Here is a 21,164-nt window from a genome sequence, read left to right as displayed (position 1 = left end):
CAACCGCGAAGGACATACCGTCATGGACACTCAATCCGAGACCCATCCGCCGCCGCCGCCCGCCGCCGACCTGGACGGCTTTCCGGTCGCCGCGAAGTCGCTGCTGTCGGAACGGCGGCTGCACACCCTCAAGCAGGGGGACATGTTCGGCGTCTTCGACCAGACGGGCGACATCCTGTTCGGCGACGGCATCGCGGACGGGCTGTATTTCCATGACACGCGCTACCTATCCGGCCTGTCCATGACCCTGCAGGGCGTGCGGCCGATCCTGCTGTCCTCGACGGTGCGCGAGAACAACGTGCTGCTGTCGGTCGACCTGACGAACACGGACATCGACGGGCCGGACGGCCGGAAGATGAATCACGACCTGCTGCATGTCCGCCGGTCGCGCTTCCTGTGGAACCGCGTGTGCTACGAACGGGTCGAAATCCGCAATTTCGACGTGGAACCCCGCACCGCGCTGCTGGACATCCGCTTCCTGGCCGATTTCGCGGACCTGTTCGAGGCCCGCGGTTCCACCCGCGCCCGTCGCGGCACGCAGCGCGAACCCGTGGTCACCGACAGCGAGGTAACGCTGGCCTATGACGGGCTGGACGGGCGGCGGCGGACCACCCTGCTGCGCTTCTGGCCGCCGCCGGCATCGCTGGACGCACGCCATGCCGCCTTCCGCTTCGACCTGCCGCCGGGGCAGCGGGTGCTGATCCATTACGAGGTCGAGTGCGACCCCGACGGCGTCCACGACGCCCAGCCGAACCGCCGCTTCCTGACCGGCGCGGTCGAGGCCCGGCGGGCGCTACGCCTGTCCTCGTCCCGGGCGGCGGCGATCGCCACGTCCAACGAGATCTTCAACGAGGCCATCCGCCGCTGCATCTGCGACATCTACATGCTGCTGACGGACAAGAAGACCGGTCCGTACCCCTATGCCGGCGTGCCGTGGTTCAGCACCGCCTTCGGCCGCGACGCGCTGATCACCGCCATGCTGACGCTGTGGCTGGACCCGGAGATCGCGCGGGGGGTCCTGAACTACCTGGCCCGGCACCAGGCCCGGGTCGAGGACCCCGTCGCCGACGCCGAGCCGGGCAAGATTCTGCACGAGGTCCGGCACGGCGAGATGGCGGAACTGGGCGAGGTACCGTTCCGGCATTATTACGGATCGATCGATTCCACGCCGCTGTTCGTCATGCTGGCGGGCCAGTATCTGGAGCGGACGGGCGACGTCGCGCTGATGACCATGATCTGGCCGAACATCGAACGCGCGATCGACTGGATCGACCGCTACGGCGACCGCGACGGCGACGGGTTCGTCGAATATGGCCGCCGCAACAAGGACGGGCTGATCAATCAGGGCTGGAAGGACAGCTACGACAGCATCTTCCACGCCGACGGCACGCTGGCCGAAGGCCCGATCGCGCTGTGCGAGGTCCAGGCCTATGTCTACGCCGCGCGGCGCGCCGCCGCGACCATCGGGCGCCGGCTGGGCAAGACGGCCTATGCCGAGCGGCAGGACCACCTGGCCGAGGCGCTGCGCGTGGCCTTCAACGCGCGCTTCTGGATCGAGGAACTGGGCACCTTCGCTCTGGCGCTGGACGGCCACAAGAAACAGTGCCGCGTCCGGTCGTCGAATGCCGGGCATGTCCTGCTGACCGACATCACGACCCCGGACCGGGTGCCGTCCCTGGTCCAGGGGCTGATGCACCGGTCGTCCTTCACCGGCTGGGGCATCCGCACGATCCCCGAGGGCGAGGCGCGCTACAACCCGATGGCCTATCACAACGGATCGGTCTGGCCGCACGACAACGCGCTGATCGGGCTGGGGCTGGCCCGCCACGGCTATCGCGACGAGGCCGCGCGCCTGTTCCGCGGCATGTTCGAGGCCGCGTTCTATACCGACCTGCGGCGCCTGCCGGAACTGTTCTGCGGCTTCACCCGCAACCGGGCGGAGGGGCCGGTGCGCTACCCGGTGGCCTGTTCGCCACAGGGCTGGGCGGCGGCGACGCTGCCGGCGCTGATCCAGTCTACCCTCGGCCTGAGCTTCGACCCCGCGACGGTGGCGGTGCATTTCGAGCGGCCGCGCCTGCCGGAATTCCTGGACGAGATGACGCTGTACAACCTGGAAATCGGCGGCGACCGGGTGACGGTACGCCTGGTCCGCGTCGGCAACGAGGTCGCGATCAACGTGGTCGAGCGCACGGAATCGATCCGGGTGCAGATCGCAAGCTGAGGAGACAGGCGGCGCACGCGATTCTGTTGCGCCAAAGATCGGGTTTCTGTAAAGCCTTAGAGGACATTCCTTTCCATCGACCTGAAGTGGTCCAGAATTTCGCCACAATCGGTCCCGAACGTCTGTCCTCTTCACGGCGTGGCCCGTCCGGGCCCGGCGCCTGTTCCGGATGAGTCCCTGATGACCCGACGCCCGCACGGTTCCGCCCCCCGTCCATTCCGGCACAAACAGGACGACCGGGGGGCCGGGGCCACCGTTGCGCCCAGGGTCGCGGGCGCCGTGGCGGCCCGCGTCGCAGGGGTGGCCGGGCTGGCGGGGCTGCTGGCGGCCTGTGCCGGCACGTCGGGCCCGCAGATCCCCGTGACGCAGGAAGCCGCGAATTACCGCGCGCATGCCAAATCCTACTACGCCCCGCCGGGACCGCCCGAGGACCCGTGGGGCCCGTATATCGAGGAAGCGTCCAAGCGTTTCGACGTGCCGGATACATGGATTCGCTCCGTCATGCAGCGGGAATCCGGCGGCCAGTTGTTCCGCAACGGCCAGTTCGTGACCTCGGCCCCCGGGGCGATGGGCCTGATGCAGTTGATGCCCCCCACCTATGACGAGCTGAAGGGTGAGTACGGGCTGGGCGACGACCCGTTCAACCCGCATGACAACATCCTGGCCGGCACCGCCTATATCCGGCAGATGTACGACATCTACGGCTCTCCCGGCTTCCTGGCCGCGTACAATACCGGACCGGGGCGCCTGGACGATTTCCTGGTCCATAACCGGACCCTGCCGCGCGAAACCCGCAACTATGTCGCCGCGATCGGCCCGCAGATCGCCGGCATCACGCCCAATGTCCGCTCGCAGGCCGACCTGATGGTCGAAGCCCACGACGTGGCGCGCGGCCATGTCTACGCGGCCGCGCAGACCAGCGCGGAAACCCGCTCGGTCCGCATGGCCTGGGCCCGGCGCGCCGACCATGGCGGCACCGACGATACCCAGCCCGTCCAGGTCGCCGAGGCCCCGCCCGAGACCGACCGCGCGCCCGCCCCCGCCTATACGGCCTGGAAGAGCGTGGCCCCCGCCGGCGGCGGAACACCGGCCGACGCGGTCCGCGCCGCCTGGGCCGCCCGTGCGCGGCCCGAGGACGAAAGCCCCGCCACGCCCCCGGCCCTGGCCGCGGCGGCCCCGCCGCTCGCGCCGCTGCCCGCCGCCCCGCCGGCGGCAGGCCCCGCCAGCGGGCACGGCTTCCACCTGGTCAACCCGGCGATGGCCGAGCCCGCGCCCCTGCTGCGCCGGTCCAGCCTGGCGCCGGCCCCCCGCGACTGGGCCATTCAGGTCGGGGCGTTCGGTTCGTCCGCGCTGGCGTCACAGGCGGCGGGCCATGCCCGCCAGCGCGCCGCCACCGTGCTGGGCGCCGCCCGGCCGCAGGTGGCCAGCGTGCATATCGCCAGCGGGCACCTGTATCGCGCGCGACTGACCGGCCTGTCACACGATGCGGCGATCGAGGCCTGCCGCCGCCTGTCGGGCGGTGCGGATAATTGTGTTGTCATTTCCCCCGATTCGCGGTCCTGATGGCAACGTACCTGAGCGTATAGGGCCCATCATGCTCCGCACTCTTCTTCTGCGCCGCTGCGTCAGGTTGGGCATGGCGCTGCCCCTGGCGATCGCGCTGTCCTTCATGGCCGTCACCTCGCTGTCGCCCGCGCGGGCCGCGCTGCCGCCCGGCAGCATGGCCCCGCTGTTCGATGCGCCGGCCAGCCTGGGCGGCAAGCAATTCCATTTTGCCCTGGCCGACGCCCTGCGCCACGGGCCGGTGGTGCTGTATTTCTACCCCGCCGCCTTCACCCGCGGCTGCACCATCGAAGCGCATGATTTTGCCGACGCGATGGATCAGTTCAAGGCGCTGGGGGCCACGGTCATCGGGATTTCGATGGACAAGATCGAGACACTGGACCGGTTTTCGGTCAGCGAATGCCGCAGCCGCTTTCCCGTCGCGTCCGATCCGGCGGGACGGATCGCCAGTTCCTACGATTCCAAGATGCCGCTGCTGCATTATGCCAGCCGCACGTCCTATGTCATCGCGCCGGACGGGCACATCCTGTCCGCCTACAGCGCCATGGCCCCGGCGGGCCACATCACGGGCAGCCTGGCCGCGCTGCGGGCCTGGAAGGCGCATGGCGCGTAAACGGCCACGCGTAGAATCGTCCTACCGCTTCACCCCGCCCAGGACCGCCAGGCACTGGTCCCGCACCGCGCGCAGCGCCCCGTCCCGCACATGGCGTAGCGCGGCGCGGGTGCGGCGGACATAGCCTTTCATGTCCGGCACCTCGTCATGCATGAAGGGCCGGGCACAGACGCGTTGCGGGTCCAGCGCCGGATAGCGCGCATCCATCGCCTGCAGCACCAGCGGCGCGTTCTGCGGCAGCGCCAGGGCCAGCGCCGCCGTCACGGCCGGCCCGCTATCGGAATCCAGCCCCGGGGCCATGGCCGGCACCAGCGCGACCCACGCCGGATCGGCCCCGGCAATTCCGTCCGTCACCGTATCGAACCCGTCGGAATCGGTCAGGCCGCCCAGCGCCTGCGCCGCGCCGTCCCTCTGGATGGCGGCCGCGACACTGGCCGGGGTGGGCGTGTCCGGAGCGGCAGGGGCCGCATGGCCCGGCACGGCCGCCAGCAGGAACAGGCACAGGGTCGGTCCGATCTTTTTCATCACATTATCATGAGCGAACCGGGGAAGGTTGGGAAGCGATGGTCCCTGTTCTTTTTTTGAAAAAAAGAACCAAAAAACTTTTGATCCGTTCAGGGATTTTTTGCTGGGACACACGAGTCCCCTTAACGAATCAAAGTCTTTTTGCTTCTTTTTCTTCAGAAAAAGAAGAATCCACCACCACCAACGCATCCCCCGCAATCGGCGAAGGCACACGATCACGCGGCAACAGCGCACGGAACCGCCCGTCATAGCTGGCCGCCTGTTCGTACAGCACATCCAGCAGGCCGTGACGGTCCATGAAGACGTTCAACGCCGAGGGAATACGCACGCAGCCTTCGGATGCCGGATGGCCCAGGCGGGATTCCAGAAAATCCGGGTCGGTGGCATGGATTTCCAGCCGGATCTGTCCCTTCTCGCGGCTGGGCAGCCAGCCTTTTTCCGCCCATTGCCAGCCCATGTCCCACACCCGCATGCCCCGCACGCCGATGCCGCGAATACCGTTTTCGTTGCGCGTGCCCTGGGCACGATAGCCCAGCCGATCGGGCGAATTGATGAAGACCCCCGTAGGGGTCACGTAATTGAACTTCCGCCCGGTGCGCCCGGTGGAGACACGTGTGCCGCCCAGCACCTGCCATGGCGCAGTCCCCGGCAGGGCCAGGACGAAACAGACACGCTGCACGCGGGGACTGCGATCGACCACCATCAGCAACTGCGCGCGATCGACCACGACGTCCGACTGCGCCATCTGCGCGCGGGCCAGCCCGATCCAACGCGCCTCGTCGGCCGGCGACAGCGGCTGGAAATGGGGAATGTCGCGCCGCATCAGCGTGGCCAGGCGCGCGGCCTCGGCCCGGGCGGCATCATCGTCCAGGGCAGGCAGCGGGGGAATGTCGATGGCCGGATTGTCTTCGGCAGGGGCGACGATCGTCGCCGGGGCGGCGGCCGGGGGCGCGGGGACAGGCGAGGCAGCACAGGCCGAAAGCGCGGCGGCCAGGATGACACCGCCCGCGATGGTCGTCCCGACCATCGAATAGACTGCCCGCATGCGCCCCCCTTCAGAAGCTGTTTCAAAAGCCCCGCTGCTGGCGATCCGACGCGCGTTTCCTGCGCTCCGCTGCTCACGGCCCACAAGGCCGCTCCGCTTCGGTGCTCTGAAACACACGCCGGGCGCGGCCCTTCGGGCCGCTCTCGCTCAGCATCAGAACTTCTGAAACAGCCTCTCAGCCCCGCCACCGGCCCGGCAGCGTCATAACAACCCTGTGTCATGACGCCCGGCACGGCTTCGCGTTCCCGGACGGGACGTGATGCACGGATGGGCGGGCCCAGGGGCCGCCCATCCGTGCGGCCGGTCGGTCAGATGTGGATGGCGCGCTTCTCGACGTCCAGCGCGGCCTCCTTCAACGCCTCGCTGAGGGTCGGATGCGCGTGGCAGGTGCGGGCGATGTCTTCCGAGGAAGCCCCGAATTCCATCGCCAGCGTGGCCTCGGCGATCATTTCGCCGGCGCCGGGGCCGATGATATGCACGCCCAGCACGCGGTCCGTGGTCGCTTCGGCCAGCACCTTCACGAAGCCGTCCGTCATGCCGATGGCACGCGCGCGGCCGTTGGCGGTGAAGGGGAACTTGCCGACCTTGTAGGTCACGCCGGACGATTTCAGGTCCTCTTCGGTCCGCCCCACGGTCGCGACCTCGGGCCACGTATAGACCACGCCCGGGATCGCGTCGTAATTCACATGGCCCGCCTGGCCGGCCAGGATTTCCGCGATCGCGACGCCTTCCTCCTCGGCCTTGTGCGCCAGCATCGGGCCGGCGATCACGTCGCCGATCGCATAGACGCCCGGCACGCTGGTCGCGAAATGACCGTCGGTGATGATCCGGCCGCGCTTGTCCAGTGCGACGCCGGCCTCTTCCACACCCAGGCCCTTGCTGTAGGCGTTGCGGCCGATCGCCAGCAGGACGATGTCCGCCTCCAGCGTCTCGGCCGTGCCGCCCGCCGCCGGCTCAACCGTCAGGGTCACGCCCTTGCCGGTCTTGTCCGCCTTGGTGACCTTGTGGCCCAGCTTGAACTGCAGGCCCTGCTTGGTCAGGATGCGCTGGAACTGCTTGGCGATTTCGCCATCGGTCCCCGGTACCAGGCGGTCGAGGAATTCGACCACCGTCACCTCGGCGCCCAGGCGGTGCCACACGCTGCCCAGCTCCAGGCCGATGACGCCGCCGCCGATCACCACCATCTTCTTCGGCACGGCGGACAGTTCCAGCGCGCCGGTCGAGGTCACGATGACCTTCTCGTCCACTTCGACGCCCGGCAGGCCGGCACTGTCGCTGCCGCTGGCGATCACGATGTGCTTCGCCGTCACCGGCTTGCCGTCCACCGTGATGCGGCCGGTGCCTTCCAGCTTCCCGGTGCCCTTCAGCCAGGTGACCTTGTTCTTCTTGAACAGGAATTCGACGCCCTTGACGTTGGCCTCGACCACCTCGCCCTTGCGGGCCATCATGCGGGCCAGGTCCAGCTTCACGCTGTCGAGCACGATGCCGTGCCCGGCATAGTCATGCGCCGCGGCATGATAGTTCTCGGACGATTGCAGCAGTGCCTTCGAGGGAATGCAGCCGACATTCAGGCAGGTTCCGCCCAGGGTCGCGCGCTTCTCGACGCAGGCGACCTTGAAACCAAGCTGCGCCGCGCGAATGGCGCAGACATACCCGCCCGGGCCGGCCCCGATGACGATGACGTCGTAATCGGTTTCCGCCGGCGGGGCGGCGGCAGGGGTCGCGGCCGGGGCCGGAGCGGCGGCCGGCTTGGCCTCCGCCTTCGGCGCGGGCTTGGCGGCGGCTGGGGCAGCCGCCTTGGGGGCGGCACCGGCGGCGCCTTCCTCGACACTGGTCAGCAGGGCGCCGACCGCGACCTCCTCGCCCTCGGCGACGGCATGCGCGCCCAGGCGGCCGGCGGCGGGGGCCGCGACCTCGACGCTGACCTTGTCGGTTTCCAGTTCCACCACCGGTTCGTCGGCAGCAACGCTGTCGCCCGGCTGCTTCAGCCATTTTCCGATCGTGGCGGTCGTGACGCTCTCACCGAGAGTCGGCACCTTGATTTCAATGGTCATGTTTCTGTCCTGCGTTCGATGGGTCGGATGGATCGGCGGGCCGGGCTGGGATTAGGAACCCGACCCGGCCCGGCGCATCAGACCTCGAGCAGCAGACGACGCGGGTCTTCCACGTTCTGCTTGACGCGCACCAGGAAGCTGACAGCCTCCTTGCCGTCGACGATGCGGTGATCGTAGGTCAGGGCGATGTACATCATCGGCCGGATCACGACCTGGCCGTTCACGGCGACCGGACGGTCCTGGATGGCATGCATGCCCAGGATGCCCGACTGCGGGGCATTGACGATCGGCGTGGACATCAGCGAACCGTAGATGCCACCGTTGGTGATCGAGAACGTGCCGCCCGACAGTTCGTCCAGTTTCAGCGACCCGTCACGCGCACGCTTGCCGAAGCCCGCGATCGCGCTTTCGATCCCCGCGAAGTTCAGCTTGTCCGCGTCGCGGATGACCGGCACGACCAGCCCGTTCGGGCCGCCGACCGCGATGCCGAGATTGATGAATTCGCGATAGATCACGTCGTCGCCGTCGATTTCCGCGTTGATCGCCGGGAATTCCTTCAGCGCCGCGATGGCCGCCTTGGCGAAGATCGACATGAAGCCCAGCTTCACGCCGCCGTTCTTCTTCTCGAACAGATCGCGATATTCGGCGCGCATCGCCTTGGCCGCCGACATGTCCACCTCGTTGAAGGTGGTCAGCAGGGCGGCGGTGTTCTGCGCGTCCTTCAGGCGGCGGGCGATGGTCCGGCGCAGGCGGGTCATCTTCACCCGTTCCTCGCGCGGGTCGTCGGTGCGCGGGGCGGCCGGGGCCGCGGCGGCCTTGGCCACCGGCGGCTGCGACAGGAAGGCCAGGACATCACCCTTGGTCACGCGTCCGTCCTTGCCGGTGCCGATTCCGATTTCGGCGGTCGTCACGCCCTTTTCGGTCATCATCTTCTGGGCCGACGGCATCGGCGCATGGGCCGCCCCCTGGGCCGCGACGTCGGACGGCGGCGTCGCGGGACGGGCGACGGGGCCGCTGGTGGTCGGCTGGGCCTGCACGCCGGCCGGGGCCTTCGGGGCCTCGGCGGCCTTCTTCGGCGCCGGGGCAGCGGCCGCGGGCTTGGCGGCGGCGCCGCTGCCGGCCTCGACCGAGGCCAGGACGGTGCCGACCTCGACCTCGTCACCCTCGGCCACCAGTTGCGGGCCCATCACGCCGGCTTCGGGCGCCGCGACCTCGACGCTGACCTTGTCGGTCTCCAGTTCCACCACCGGTTCGTCGGCCGTCACCGCTTCACCGGGCTTCTTCAGCCATTTCGCAATCGTGGCGGTCGTCACGCTCTCGCCCAGAGTCGGGACCTTGATCTCGGCAGACATCGTTTCTTTCCATTCCCCCTGCCGGACAGATCCGCGCGCGCTGGACCGGGACCGCATGCCCCCGACCAGGACATGGCTCGCATGCCCCTCGCCCGTCGTCTGCCGGCTTGTGCACCTTTCAACATAACCGGACTGAAGCCGGAACGACACCGCCATTCCGGCCAGTTTTCAATGCCCCGGCCCCGCGGCCGGGGCGTTCCGTCAAGCCGACGCCCAGCGCCTGGGCGACCCGGGCCGCCTGCTCGCTGGCATGGACGCGGGCCAGGCCGGGTGCCCGGGCTGGCCGCCGCGACACGGCCGACATAGGTCGGACGGCCGCCCTTGCGACCCGCCTTGGGCATCACGCCTTCGATCAGGGGAACGACGAAGGTCTGACCCCCCCATTTTCTCGGGCTCTTCCTGGCACCAGATGACTTTCGCCTTCGGATACAGGGCCAGTTGCTCGGCCAGCAGCTTTTCCGGGAACGGGTAGAACTGTTCCAGCCGCAGGATCGCGACCTTGTCCAGCGCACGCTCGGGCCGTTCGGCCAGCAGGTCGTAAATAGCCTTGCCCGGAGCAGTCACGAACCGTTCGATCGCGTCGCCCTTTGGCGATCGGATCGATTCCGCCATCAACGGGACGAACGTCGTGGCCCGAGGCGACTCCCAAGGTTCGGAGACCGCCAGCTTGGCCCGCAGCAGCGATTTCGGCGTCATGATGACCAGCGGCTTGCGATAGTCCAGCTTGAGCTGGCGGCGCAGGGCGTGGAAATAGTTCGCCGGCGTGGTCAGGTTGCAGACCCGCATGTTGTTTTCGGCGCAGAGCTGCAGGTACCGTTCCAGGCGGGCCGAGGAATGTTCCGGACCCTGGCCCTCGTACCCGTGCGGCAGCAGCAGCACCAGGCCCGACATGCGCAGCCACTTGGTCTCGCCCGAGGCGATGAACTGGTCGATGATGACCTGCGCGCCGTTGGCGAAGTCGCCGAACTGGCCTTCCCACAGCACCAGCGCGTTCGGATCGGCCAGCGAATAGCCATATTCGAAGCCCAGCACGCCGAATTCCGAAAGCAGCGAGTTATAGACCTCGAACACGCCCTGGCCGGCGTCGATGTTGTTCAGCGGCACATAGGTGTTCTGGTTGACCTGGTCCGTCAGCACGGCGTGGCGCTGGCTGAACGTGCCGCGCTGGCAGTCCTCGCCCGACAGGCGGACGCGATGCTTTTCCAACACCAGGGAGCCGAAGCCCAGCGCCTCGCCGGTCGCCCAGTCGATGCCTTCGCCCGACTGGAACATCGCGGCCTTGGCCTTGAGCTGGCGGGCGATCTTAGGATTGATGTTGAAATCGGACGGCGCGGTGCTGAGCGCCTCGCCGATCTTGCGCAGCGCCTCGACCGCGACGCCGGTCGCAGGTTCGGCATCCACCGCGCCCACCGGCGGGGGCTTCAGCCCGGTCCAGGCACCTTCCAGCCAGTCGGCCTTGTTGGGCTTGTAGGTCTGCGCCGCCTGATAGGATTCCTCCAGCCGGTCCTGGAACGCATCCCACTGCGCGGTGGCCTCGGCCTCGGTCACCACGCTTTCGCGCACCAGGCGGTCGGCATACAGCGTGCGCACCGTCGGGCGGGCGGCGATGGCCTTGTACATCGTCGGCTGGGTGAAGGACGGCTCGTCCGACTCGTTATGGCCGTGACGGCGGTAGCCCACGATGTCCAACACGATGTCGGTCGCGAATTTCTGGCGGAAATCGGCGGCCAGGCGGGCGCAATACACCACGGCTTCGGGCTCGTCGCCGTTGACGTGCAGGATCGGCGCCTGCACCGCCTTGGCGATGTCCGTGCAGTAGAGGCCGGAATAGGCATGGGCCGACACGGTGGTGAAGCCGATCTGGTTGTTCACCACGACATGGATGGTGCCGCCGGTGCGATAGCCGATCAGCTGCGACATCGCCATGGTCTCGTACACCAGGCCCTGGCCGGCGAAGGCGGCGTCACCATGCAGCAGCAGCGCCATGTGGCGGCTGCGGGCATGCGGGTCGTCATCGTCCTGCGTCGCGCGCACCTTGCCGATCACCACCGGATCGACCGCTTCCAGGTGCGACGGGTTGGGCTGCAGCGAGATATGGACCGGGTTGCCGTCGATATCCACGTCGGTCGAGGTGCCGAGATGGTATTTCACGTCGCCCGAGCCCTGCACGTCGTCAGGCTTGAAGGACGCGCCGGCGAATTCGCTGAAGATGGCGGTATAGGGCTTGCGCACCACGTTCACCAGCGTGTTCAGGCGGCCGCGATGCGGCATGCCGATCGCAACGGTGCGCACGCCGTCCTTGGCCACCTGGTCGATCATCGCATGCAGCGCGGGAATGGTGACGTCCTCGCCCTCCAGCCCGAAGCGCTTCGTGCCGACATAGCGCTTCTGGCAGAAGGCCTCGAACCCCTCGGCCTCGGTCAGGTGGTGCAGGATGACCTTCTTCTCGTCCGCCGACACGCCGGCGCGCCAGTTGTCGCCCTCCAGCCGCTTCTGCAGCCAGTTGCGATGTTCGGGGTCCTGGACATGCATGAATTCGGCGCCGATCGGCCCGCAATAGACGGCGCGCAGCGCGTCCAGCACCTGGTTGATCGTCGCGGTCTGCGTGCCGATCAGGTTGGCCACGATATGGCCCAGATAGATCGGGCGATCGAGATCCTGCAGCCCGAACCCGTACGTCGCGGGGTCCAGGTCGGCATGGGGTTTGGGGATCTGCAGGCCCAACGGGTCCAGCCGGGCTTCGAGATGGCCGCGCACGCGATAGGCGCGGATCAGTTGCGTGGCGCGCAGGCTGTCGTCCGCCGCCGCATGCAGGCTCGCCACCGAAACGGGGGCGCCCTTGGATGCCGCCGGCGGGGCCTCGCCGCCATCGATCATCGACTCGCGCGGGGACCACGAGGCCCCTTCCGCGTCATGCAGGATCGCCGCCCCTTCCTCGTCCATCGCCGAGAACAGGGATGCGAAGGATGGATCGACGCTGCCGGGGTCCGAAGCCCAGCGGGCGTACAGTTCGGCCAGATAGGCCGTGTTTGCTCCGCTGAACGCGGTCGACAGGATATCTACGCCCGCCATCTTGAAGACATCTCCTCACTGGCGGCCTTCTTGGCCGCGTCATTGTCCGGTTTCGCGCCCTGGCCGCCGATCATGACGCCCTTCCCGGCCCGCACCGCTTGTCGTCCCAACCCTAGCGTCACCCCGGGCCATCCGCCGCCATCATTCGCCACGGGCTGGATTGCTCTGCACGCATACTCACCTTTCCGTTTCCGCCGAACGGAACAGGCGCCCTACCCAAGCAAAGCGCGAACCACTTGCCTACCGCCCCGCCAGTCACACCCTCGCCATAACCGTCACGATGCCGTGACCGTAAGGAACATGCGCAGGAATGGCGAAACGGCGCCCCCGGGCGGTCGGGCGGCCGGCGCCCCGGTCAGGACAGGTGCGGCAGGTCCAGGTAGGCAGCGCTCTGCATTTCTTCCAGGCGCGATGCGGTACGTTCGAAAGCCTGCGCGCCGTCACCCTTCTGGTAGATGGCGTCCGGCTGGTCCTCGGCCGAGGCGAACAGCTTGACCTTCTGTTCGTAGAGCGTATCGATCAGCACGATGAAACGGCGGGCGACATCGAAATTGTCGGGGCCCAGGCGCGGCACGTCGTCCAGGACCAGCGCCGCGAAGCGGTTGGCCAGGGCCAGATAGTCGCCCGCGCCCAGCGGCCGGCCGCACAGATCGGGAAAGGTGAAGCGCGCGACCGGACCGGCCGCCACCGGCACCGCGAACGTCCGGCCCATCACCTCCAGCTTCACCGGGCGCACCGGGGCGCCGTCGGCCAGGCGCATGAACAGCGAATCCAACTCCAGCTCCGCGTCGGGACCGGGGGGGACGATCCAGGTCGCCATGCCGCGCATGCCGCCCCTGCGGTAATCGCGCGGGGAATCCAGTTCCACCGTGTCGACCTCGCGCTGGATGATGGCGATGAAGGGGCGGAAGGCGTCCGCGCCCGGCCGGTTCTGGAACAGATCCTTGGGCTCGGTGTTCGAGGTCGCGACCACGACCACGCCCTCGGCGAACAGATATTCGAACAGGCGGCCCAGGACCATCGCGTCGGCGATGTCGTTCACCTGGAATTCGTCGAAGCACAGCAGCCAGGCCTCGTCCGCGATGGCGTGGGCCAGCGGCGGGATCGGATCGGTCAGGTCCGGATGGGCGATCTTCATGGCGTGCAGGCGCTGGTGGACGTCCTGCATGAAACGATGGAAATGCACCCGTTTCTTGTGTTCCACCGGGGCCAGCTCGAAGAACAGGTCCATCAGCATGGTCTTGCCGCGCCCGACCTGCCCCACCAGGTACACGCCGCGCGGGCGCGGCGGTTGGGCGGCACCGCCGGCCAGGCCGAGGCGGGATTTCAGGCTGCCCAGCCCCTTGCCCAGCAGCCCGTGGCTGAAAATCCCCTGCGGCGGCGGCCGGCGCACCACGGGGTGATAGCCGGGCAGTTCCCGCCACAGCCGGTCCAGACGCGCCGCGGCCTTGGCCTGTTCGGGATCGGCGGAGAGCAGGCCCGCATTCACCCGGGCCTGGTACGCGGCCAGGGGTCCCGTTCCGGGGGGAAGATGCAGGTCCGAGGCGAAGAGCGAAAGGGCGGCTTCCATAACAACGCCGATAGCGCCAGCAACCATTCTCAGCAAGAGCGTGCGGTCGCCAAACCGTGTCGTGACAGGCCTGCTCTCTATCTGGTGAACTTGAAACCGTATTCACGACCACGAAACAAGGATGTTGCGCGATGATCGACTGGTCCGCCTATCGCCGCTATCTCGGCCAGACCATGCCCAAGCTGGCTGCCCTGACACCCGGTACGGTCGAGGGCCTGACCACGCTGGAAGAGGCCGCCGTCACCACCGGCCGGCTGGACGCCAAGACGCGCGAACTGATCGCGCTGGCGGTGGCGGTCACGACCCGCTGCGACGGATGCATCGCGGTCCATTCCAGGGCGGCGGTGGACGCCGGCGCCACGAAGGAGGAAATCGCCGAGGCGCTGGGTGTCGCCGTCGCGCTGAATGCCGGGGCGGCGGCGGTCTATTCCACCCGGGTGATCGACGCGGTGCAGAAGGCCGCCGAGGCGGGCTGAGACGGGGCGGGGCGGGTGCGCGCCAATGCCTTGATTCCGGGGCACCTCCGGGCCTAGGAATTGGAATCTGGTCTCCATCAGCCCTTCGCAGGTACCATGACCATTACCGCGCCGATCCGTCCCGATTATGCCGCGCTGGAAGCCGCCCCGGTTTCCGACGATCCCTTCCCCCATGCGGTCGTCCCCCACTTCATCCGGCCGGATGACCTGCAAGCCCTGGTGGCGTCGCTGCCGGAGCTGGCCTCCGGCGGGTCGTTCCCCCCTTCCGCCCTGGCCGTGTCCCCGCTGGTGCGCGGCGTGATGGAGGAAATGGAGGGGCCGGTCCTGCGCGGGATCATCGCCCGCAAGTTCGGCCTGGACCTGCACGATGCGCCGACCATGCTGACCCTGCGGGGCCGCACCCGCGAGAAGGACGGGCGCATCCATTGCGATTCGGTGGCCAAGCGCGTGACGGTGCTGCTGTACCTGAACCCGGCCAGCGCGTCCTGGGCCCGGCAGGAAGGCTGCGTGCGCCTACTGCGCGGCCCGGACGATATCGAGGATTTCGCCGCCGAGGTCCCGCCCGTGGACGGCACGCTGCTGATCTTCCCCAACGGGCCGACCACGTGGCACGGCCACCGGCAATATGTCGGCCGGCGCTACACGATCCAGCTCAACTACATGGAAACCGGCGCCAAGGCCCGCAGCGAACTGCGCCGCCACCGCCTCTCTGCCCTGGCCAAGCGCCTGTCGCGCGCCGCCTGACCATCGCCTGCGGAAAGGGAAGCCGCGATTCCGCCAAGATTGATGCCGATAGTACGCTCCGAGGACGTTACTGATCGATAAAGGAGCCCCATCATGCGGGTTCAAACCTTGCCCCTGCTTCTGGCCGGCATCTGCCTGACCGGGACCATCGCCACCACCCTGCCGCAGGCCGCGCTGGCCCAGCGCGGTCATGGCGGCCCCGGCTGGCACGGCGGCGGCCGTCATATCGAGCATCGCGACTGGGGCCGGGGCCGCCCCGGCTGGCGCGGTGGCGGCGGCTATCATCGCGGCCCGGGAGTCGGGGCCGTCGTCGGTGCCGGCATTGCGGGCCTGGCCGTCGGCGCGCTGGTCGGCGGGGCGCTGTCGTCGCAGGCGGCGCCGCCGCCCGCCGCCTATTCCCCGCAGGCGGAACCTCCGCCCCCGCCGCCGGCTTATTACCCCCAGACGTCGTACGGACCGTCGCCCTATTGATGCGGCCGGCCCCCTTCCGTCCACCCGCCTTTACCGGAGTCATCCGTTCATGACCGTTCGCCGGTTCACGCTCCTCGCCGCCCTCACCCTGCTCCCGGCCCCGGCCCTCGCGGCCGCCGACGCGCCTCCGCCCGCCGCACCGGGCGCCGCGCCGGCCGGCCAGACGGCGGCCAGCCCCGGCACGGCAGGTCCGGGCACCGCCAGCCCCAGCACCCCTGCTTCCAGTGCTCCCGCTTCCGGCACCCCCGGCCCGTCCAGCCAGGCCCCTTCCAGCCAGGGCTCGGCCGTTCCGGTCCATACCCCCCATGACTCGGCGCCCGACCTGCTGGCGGCGCACATCGCCACCCTACACCAGCAACTGGGCATCACATCCGCGCAGGAAACCGCCTGGGGCGCGTTCGTCCAGGTGATGCGCGACAACGCCACCCGCTTCCACGACGCCATCCTGCAGCGCCGCGAGAAGCTGGCGGGCATGAGCGCGCCCGACAACATGCAGTCCTATGCCGACCTGATAACGCAGCGCGCGCAGAACCTGCAGGCGCTGAACATGGCGTTCCGCACACTGTATAACGGCCTGAGCGACGCACAGAAGAAAGAGGCCGATACCCTGTTCCGTCATTCGGACGGACGGGACCAGCATTGACCTGAAGGCCAGGGCGCTGCCCTGGACCCGCCAAAGGGCTTGGCCCTTTGGAAACCCAGTCATCCGGGGTGCAGGGCATCATGCCCTGCCGGGTCCGGGCTGAGTATCCGTCTTGATCAAGCTATTTTTGGTGCCCATGAGCGATCCTGTCGCAGGAGTGCGTTTGCGAGGACGATGAGCTTCCTCATGACGGCGGTGATGGCGAGCATGGCCGGTTTTCCGCGTGCGACGAGAGCGTCATATTGGCGCTTGAGATCGGGATTATGCCGGATGGCGACCAGTGCCGGCATGTAGAGGGCCCGGCGCAGCTGAGCGCGGCCGCCCCGGATGACGCTCTTTCCCTGCCAGGTTCCCGACTGGCGCGTAATGGGCGCGAGGCCGGCCAGCGCGCCGGCCTGCCCCTCCTCCATGCTGCCGAGTTCGGGCATGTTGGCCAGCAGGGCATGGGCTGTGGTGGCGCCCACGCCGGGAATGCTGAGCAGGATATCGCGCCGGTGCGCCATTACGGGTTCGGCGTCGATCAGGGCCGCGACCGCCTTGTCGATGGCCGCGATCTGCGCTTCGATCTGACGCAGGCGATGGCGGGTCTGACGCAGGAGCAGGCCGTTCTCCGTGGCGGCCTTGCGGTTCAGGGTTCTCGTCCGGTCACGCGAAAGCCCCTCGCGGGCGGCGACGAGTTCGGCCAGTTCCGCCTGCTTTTCACTGGGGGCCTGGCGTATCGCGGGCTCCAGCGCCACGCCGAAACGGGCCAGCATGAGCGCATCCACACGATCGGTCTTGGCCAGCGTGCCAGTCGCCTCGGCAAAGCGCCGGGCCTGGCGCGGGTTGACCTTGCAGACGGGCAGGCCCGCCTGGGTCAGGCGGCGCTCAAGGGCACGGTGATAGATCCCCGTTGCTTCGAACACGATACGGGCCACCGCCCGTTTGCCGATCCAGCGGCGCAGGGCCGTATGACCGGCGGCGTCATTATCGAACCGCCGCGTCGCGGAGCCCGGATGAAGCGCGGCATCAAGGTGATCTTTCGAGACGTCGATCCCGATCGTGATCGGGGTATCGCGCATTTCAGGCTTGGCACGGGAGGCGATCGCGATCATCTTTTCCATGTCCTATGCTTGTCATCCGGGGCTCAAGCCCCCCGGTATCCGTTCAGGGCACAAGGAAAAGAAGGGGCGGTCATACTCCGCCACGACCCGCTATGGTCCAGCCCAGGCGACCCGTCCCCTTCCCGTTCAGCCGGGGTGGCCACCCCGGCTGAACGGCCCTTTATCGCTCACCGCGACAAAAAAGTCATAAGACAAGCCCGGTTCTTAAACGCCGTCCAGCGGGTACCAGCTTCGGCCGTCGCGGGCCAGCAGGGCGTCCGCCCCGGCCGGGCCGGTGGCGCCGGCATCGTAGAATTCCAGGCTATCGGACGATTTGGCCCAGGCTTGCAGGACCGGGTCCACTGCCGCCCAGGCGGCGTCGATATTGTCCGCGCGCTGGAACAGCGTCGCATCGCCGCTGAGGCAGTCATACAGCAGCGTTTCGTAGCCGACATTGGGCTGCAGGTCGAACGCGTCCTCGTACCGGAAGCGGACCTGCACCTCGGCCAGGTCCATTGCCGGGCCCGGATGCTTGGCCGCCATCCCGATGGTCAGGCCCTGCGAGGGCTGGATGTTCAGGATCATGCGGTTGGGCGGCAGCGCGTCGGTCGCGGTGCCGCGGAAGATGGCGACCGGCGGCTTCTTGAACTGCACCACGACCTCGGTCCGGCGGCCGCCCAGCGACTTGCCGGTGCGCAGATAGAACGGCACGCCCGACCAGCGCCAGTTATCCACATGCAGCTTCAGCGCGACATAGGTTTCCGTCACGCTGTCGGGGGCGACGCCCGGGCTGTCGCGATAGGCGGCCACGGGCTTTCCGTCGACGGTCCCGGCCCGGTACTGGCCGCGCACCGCGTCCTCCGGCGCCACCGGGCGGACGGATTCGAACAGCTGCTCCTTCGCCGTGCGCACCGTGTCGGCCGAGAACGAGGCCGGCGGTTCCATCGCCACCATGGCGAAGAGCTGGAACAGGTGGTTCGGCACCATGTCGCGCAGCGCGCCCGTCGGTTCGTAGAACGCACCCCGCTGCTCGACCCCGATGGTCTCGGCGGCGGTGATTTCGACATGGTCGATATACTCGTTCCGCCACAGCGGCTCGAAGATCAGGTTGCCGAAGCGCATGGCCAGGATGTTCTGGACCGTTTCCTTGCCCAGGAAATGGTCGATCCGATAGATCTGGCGTTCGTCCAGCACCGACAGGATCTGCGCGTTCAGCGCCCGCGCGGTCGCGAGGTCCGAGCCGAACGGCTTTTCGATCACCACGCGGCGGAACCTGCCGTCCTGTTCCGCCAGCAGCCCGGCCTGGCCCAGCGTGGCCACCAGCGACCCGAAGAAACGCGATGGCACCGCCAGGTAGAACACGGCGCTGCCCGGTAGTTTCTCGCCCAGGGCCCGCACCTGCGCCAGGTCCGAGAAATCGGTCTGGACGTATTCCAGCCTGTCCGCGACCCAGCCCCAGGCTTTGGCGTCGATGCTGGGGGTGTAGAATTCGGCATCGCGGTCGCGGGTGAATTCCTGCATCGTCGCGGCCAGCCCGTCGCGCCATTCCGCCGTGCTGCCCGGCACGCGGTCGATGCCGATAATGCGGAAATCCGGGTCCAGCAATCCGCTGCCCGCCAGGTTGTACAGGGCCGGCATCAACAGCCGCTTCGTCAGGTCGCCATGGGCGCCGAACACCACCAGCGTGGAGGCCGGGGCCGGCTTGCTGCCCGAGGGGGGGATGGCATGCCGGGCGCGCGCCGGCGACGATATGTCGCGAGAGAAGGACATGACGGATAGTTCTCCTGAACAGCCAGCAGCCCGAGCATAGACGCCGGCGCGGGGGAAGACCTTGCGCCAGATCACGAACGGCTGTCATGTCCGGCCATCAGACACCCGGCGGGGCGGAGCGGCAACGCACCGTGCCAACACAAGGATGCGAGACCGCAACCCGCGAGGCCCCGCTTGTCCTGCTTGCATAGCACCCGGGACGGCACTACCTGTCAGCGTCTCCAATCAGGAGAAAACACGCAGCCCCCGGGCAGGCCGGGCGCGCAGATCAGGGAATGGATCGATGGGATACCGCGTTGCGGTCGTCGGCGCCACGGGCGCCGTCGGGCGGGAAATGCTCAAGACGCTGGCCGAACGCGCGTTTCCGATAGACGAGATCGTCGCCCTGGCCTCGGCCCGATCGGCGGGGCAGGAGGTCTCGTTCGGCGACAAGACGGTGCTGAAGGTGCAGAACCTGGAGCATTTCGACTTCACCGGCTGGGACATCGCCCTGTTCTCGCCCGGGGCGTCGGTTTCGGCGGTGCATGCGCCGCGCGCGGCCAAGGCCGGATGCATCGTCATCGACAACACGTCGCATTTCCGCATGGAACACGACGTGCCGCTGGTGGTGCCCGAGGTCAACCCGAACGCGCTAAAGCGGGCGCGGCGCGGCATCATCGCCAACCCGAACTGCTCGACCATCCAGATGGTGGTGGCGCTGAAGCCGCTGCACGACCTGTTCACCATCCGCCGCGTCGTGGTGGCCACGTACCAGGCGGTGGCCGGCGCGGGCAAGGAAGGCATGGACGAACTGTTCGCCCAGTCGCGCGCCAGCTTCGTGGGCGACCCGCTGAAGGCCGAACAGTTCACCAAGCAGATCGCCTTCAACTGCATTCCCCATATCGACCGTTTCATGGATGACGGCGCGACCAAGGAGGAATGGAAGATGACGGTCGAGACCCGCAAAATCCTTGACCCTGACATCTCGGTTTTCGCTACCTGCGTGCGCGTGCCGGTCTTCATCGGCCATTCCGAGGCCATCACGGTCGAGTTCGAGGAACCCGTGGACCTGGAGCGCGCGCGGGAGGCCCTGCGCGAGGCGCCGGGCGTCATCCTGCACGACCAGCGCGAGGATGGCGGCTACGTCACGCCGACAGAATGTGTTGGTGAGGACGCAACTTACGTGTCGCGCCTGCGGATCGACCCGACCGTACCCAACGGCCTGGCCTTCTGGTGCGTGGCGGACAATCTGCGCAAAGGGGCCGCGCTGAATGCAGTACAGATCGCGGAAACCATGATCGCGCTGGACCTGATTCACCACAAGGCCACCTGATCGACACCACGAAAAACCGGAACGGTACGAAATCGTTCCGGTTGCGTGCCACGGCACTGCAATCACGCGTCTCGCGACCTCGTGTTCCCCCCTGCGTTGACCGCGCCCCCTCCCCGGCGTAGGACCGATACAGACACAAGGCGACGGAACAAACCGGAGCCATAATCAGGGAAATCGACGAGACGACCATGCAGGATGTCCGTGATGCGCTCTATATAGGGCACCGAAGCGACGGAACACTGACCCGGCGACCCATGTCCCCGCATCTCCAGGTCTATCGCTTCCGACTTTCAATGTTCCTTTCAATCGCGAACCGGGCAGCCGGCGTCGCGGCGGCCGCCGGTTCGGTACTCGGCGTGTGCTGGCTGAATGCAGCCGCGAAAGGCCCTGAATCCTTCAAGAAGGTTCAGAAGGTTACCCGCAATCCCCTGGGCAAGCTGGCCCTTGTGGGCTGGACGCTGTCGCTGGTCTATCATTTCGTCGCGGGCCTGCGCCATCTCTCGTGGGATGCCGGCTACCGCTTCGAGAAGAAAGAGATCAACGAGGACGGGCCCATCGCGGTGGGCGTGACGGTGGGGACGACGCTGGCGCTCGTCGCCACCATCTTCGGCCTTGCGGCCTGCCGTTCCAGAAAGAAGAAGGCATCCTGAC

16 protein-coding genes and 1 pseudogene are annotated in these 21,164 nt (G+C 67.9%); 9 read left to right on the top strand and 8 right to left on the bottom strand.

What is annotated here, in order from left to right; translation table 11 throughout:
- Positions 1-22 precede the first annotated feature (22 nt).
- The 3 genes from GDI_RS06755 (at position 23) to GDI_RS06745 (ending at position 4,397) form a co-directional block, all read left to right on the top strand.
- The gene (locus GDI_RS06755; RefSeq protein WP_012224708.1) at positions 23-2,221 is read left to right on the top strand and encodes an amylo-alpha-1,6-glucosidase; all 2,199 of its coding nucleotides are present in this window, start codon (positions 23-25) and stop codon (positions 2,219-2,221) included.
- Positions 2,222-2,401: 180 nt separating this feature from the next.
- Positions 2,402-3,784, top strand: coding sequence for a lytic transglycosylase domain-containing protein (locus GDI_RS06750; RefSeq protein ID WP_012224705.1), 1,383 nt, complete (start codon positions 2,402-2,404; stop codon positions 3,782-3,784).
- Positions 3,785-3,815: 31 nt separating this feature from the next.
- Positions 3,816-4,397, top strand: a complete 582-nt coding sequence (locus GDI_RS06745) for a peroxiredoxin (RefSeq protein WP_012224703.1) — start codon at positions 3,816-3,818, stop codon at positions 4,395-4,397.
- A gap of 21 nt (positions 4,398-4,418) precedes the next feature.
- Here GDI_RS06745 and GDI_RS06740 read toward each other — a convergent pair whose 3' ends face one another.
- The 6 genes and pseudogenes from GDI_RS06740 to zapE all read right to left on the bottom strand — a co-directional run bounded on the left by GDI_RS06740 (position 4,419) and on the right by zapE (position 14,015).
- Positions 4,419-4,922, bottom strand: a complete 504-nt coding sequence (locus GDI_RS06740; RefSeq protein ID WP_012224701.1) for a hypothetical protein — start codon at positions 4,920-4,922, stop codon at positions 4,419-4,421.
- Positions 4,923-5,052: 130 nt separating this feature from the next.
- Complete coding sequence (locus GDI_RS06735) at positions 5,053-5,967, bottom strand: L,D-transpeptidase (protein WP_041249327.1); 915 nt, start codon at positions 5,965-5,967, stop codon at positions 5,053-5,055.
- Positions 5,968-6,275: 308 nt separating this feature from the next.
- The gene (gene lpdA / locus GDI_RS06730) at positions 6,276-8,021 is read right to left on the bottom strand and encodes a dihydrolipoyl dehydrogenase (protein WP_012224697.1); all 1,746 of its coding nucleotides are present in this window, start codon (positions 8,019-8,021) and stop codon (positions 6,276-6,278) included.
- A 77-nt stretch (positions 8,022-8,098) separates the two neighbouring features.
- Positions 8,099-9,373 carry a 2-oxoglutarate dehydrogenase complex dihydrolipoyllysine-residue succinyltransferase gene (odhB, locus tag GDI_RS06725; RefSeq protein ID WP_012554143.1) on the bottom strand — a complete coding sequence of 425 codons (1,275 nt, stop codon included), beginning with the start codon at positions 9,371-9,373 and terminating at the stop codon, positions 8,099-8,101.
- A 208-nt stretch (positions 9,374-9,581) separates the two neighbouring features.
- Positions 9,582-12,445: pseudogene (locus GDI_RS06720) on the bottom strand (2-oxoglutarate dehydrogenase E1 component); the annotation flags it as partial.
- A gap of 355 nt (positions 12,446-12,800) precedes the next feature.
- Positions 12,801-14,015 carry a cell division protein ZapE gene (gene zapE / locus GDI_RS06715; RefSeq protein ID WP_012554141.1) on the bottom strand — a complete coding sequence of 405 codons (1,215 nt, stop codon included), beginning with the start codon at positions 14,013-14,015 and terminating at the stop codon, positions 12,801-12,803.
- A gap of 131 nt (positions 14,016-14,146) precedes the next feature.
- On the opposite strand from zapE, the gene GDI_RS06710 reads away from it, so the two are divergent.
- The 4 genes from GDI_RS06710 to GDI_RS06695 all read left to right on the top strand — a co-directional run bounded on the left by GDI_RS06710 (position 14,147) and on the right by GDI_RS06695 (position 16,349).
- On the top strand, positions 14,147-14,491 hold the full coding sequence (locus tag GDI_RS06710; RefSeq protein WP_012224685.1) for a carboxymuconolactone decarboxylase family protein: 345 nt from the start codon (positions 14,147-14,149) through the stop codon (positions 14,489-14,491).
- 96 nt (positions 14,492-14,587) lie between these two features.
- Positions 14,588-15,235 carry a 2OG-Fe(II) oxygenase family protein gene (locus tag GDI_RS06705; protein ID WP_012554140.1) on the top strand — a complete coding sequence of 216 codons (648 nt, stop codon included), beginning with the start codon at positions 14,588-14,590 and terminating at the stop codon, positions 15,233-15,235.
- Between the two features lie 93 nt (positions 15,236-15,328).
- On the top strand, positions 15,329-15,706 hold the full coding sequence (locus GDI_RS06700; protein ID WP_012224681.1) for a hypothetical protein: 378 nt from the start codon (positions 15,329-15,331) through the stop codon (positions 15,704-15,706).
- A gap of 49 nt (positions 15,707-15,755) precedes the next feature.
- Positions 15,756-16,349 (top strand): Spy/CpxP family protein refolding chaperone, encoded by a 594-nt coding sequence (locus tag GDI_RS06695; RefSeq protein ID WP_012224679.1) that lies wholly within the window; start codon positions 15,756-15,758, stop codon positions 16,347-16,349.
- A 116-nt stretch (positions 16,350-16,465) separates the two neighbouring features.
- On the opposite strand, the gene GDI_RS06690 is transcribed toward GDI_RS06695, so the two are convergent.
- Together GDI_RS06690 and zwf are read right to left on the bottom strand one after the other, a co-directional pair.
- Positions 16,466-17,410 (bottom strand): IS110 family transposase, encoded by a 945-nt coding sequence (locus GDI_RS06690; protein WP_012224677.1) that lies wholly within the window; start codon positions 17,408-17,410, stop codon positions 16,466-16,468.
- 246 nt (positions 17,411-17,656) lie between these two features.
- Complete coding sequence (zwf, locus tag GDI_RS06685) at positions 17,657-19,201, bottom strand: glucose-6-phosphate dehydrogenase (RefSeq protein ID WP_012224675.1); 1,545 nt, start codon at positions 19,199-19,201, stop codon at positions 17,657-17,659.
- A 283-nt stretch (positions 19,202-19,484) separates the two neighbouring features.
- On the opposite strand from zwf, the gene GDI_RS06680 reads away from it, so the two are divergent.
- Both GDI_RS06680 and sdhC read left to right on the top strand, forming a co-directional pair.
- Entirely contained in the window at positions 19,485-20,513 is a 1,029-nt protein-coding gene (locus tag GDI_RS06680; protein ID WP_012224674.1) for an aspartate-semialdehyde dehydrogenase, read from the top strand.
- 188 nt (positions 20,514-20,701) lie between these two features.
- A complete protein-coding gene (gene sdhC / locus GDI_RS06675) occupies positions 20,702-21,163 on the top strand; it encodes a succinate dehydrogenase, cytochrome b556 subunit (RefSeq protein WP_012224672.1) in 462 nt (153 codons plus the stop codon).
- Position 21,164: the final 1 nt, after the last annotated feature.

This window comes from Gluconacetobacter diazotrophicus PA1 5 (genome assembly GCF_000067045.1).
Taxonomy (GTDB): domain Bacteria; phylum Pseudomonadota; class Alphaproteobacteria; order Acetobacterales; family Acetobacteraceae; genus Gluconacetobacter; species Gluconacetobacter diazotrophicus.
The sequence above is the reverse complement of the archived record's forward strand: the minus strand, read 5'-3'. Positions and strand labels throughout refer to the sequence as shown.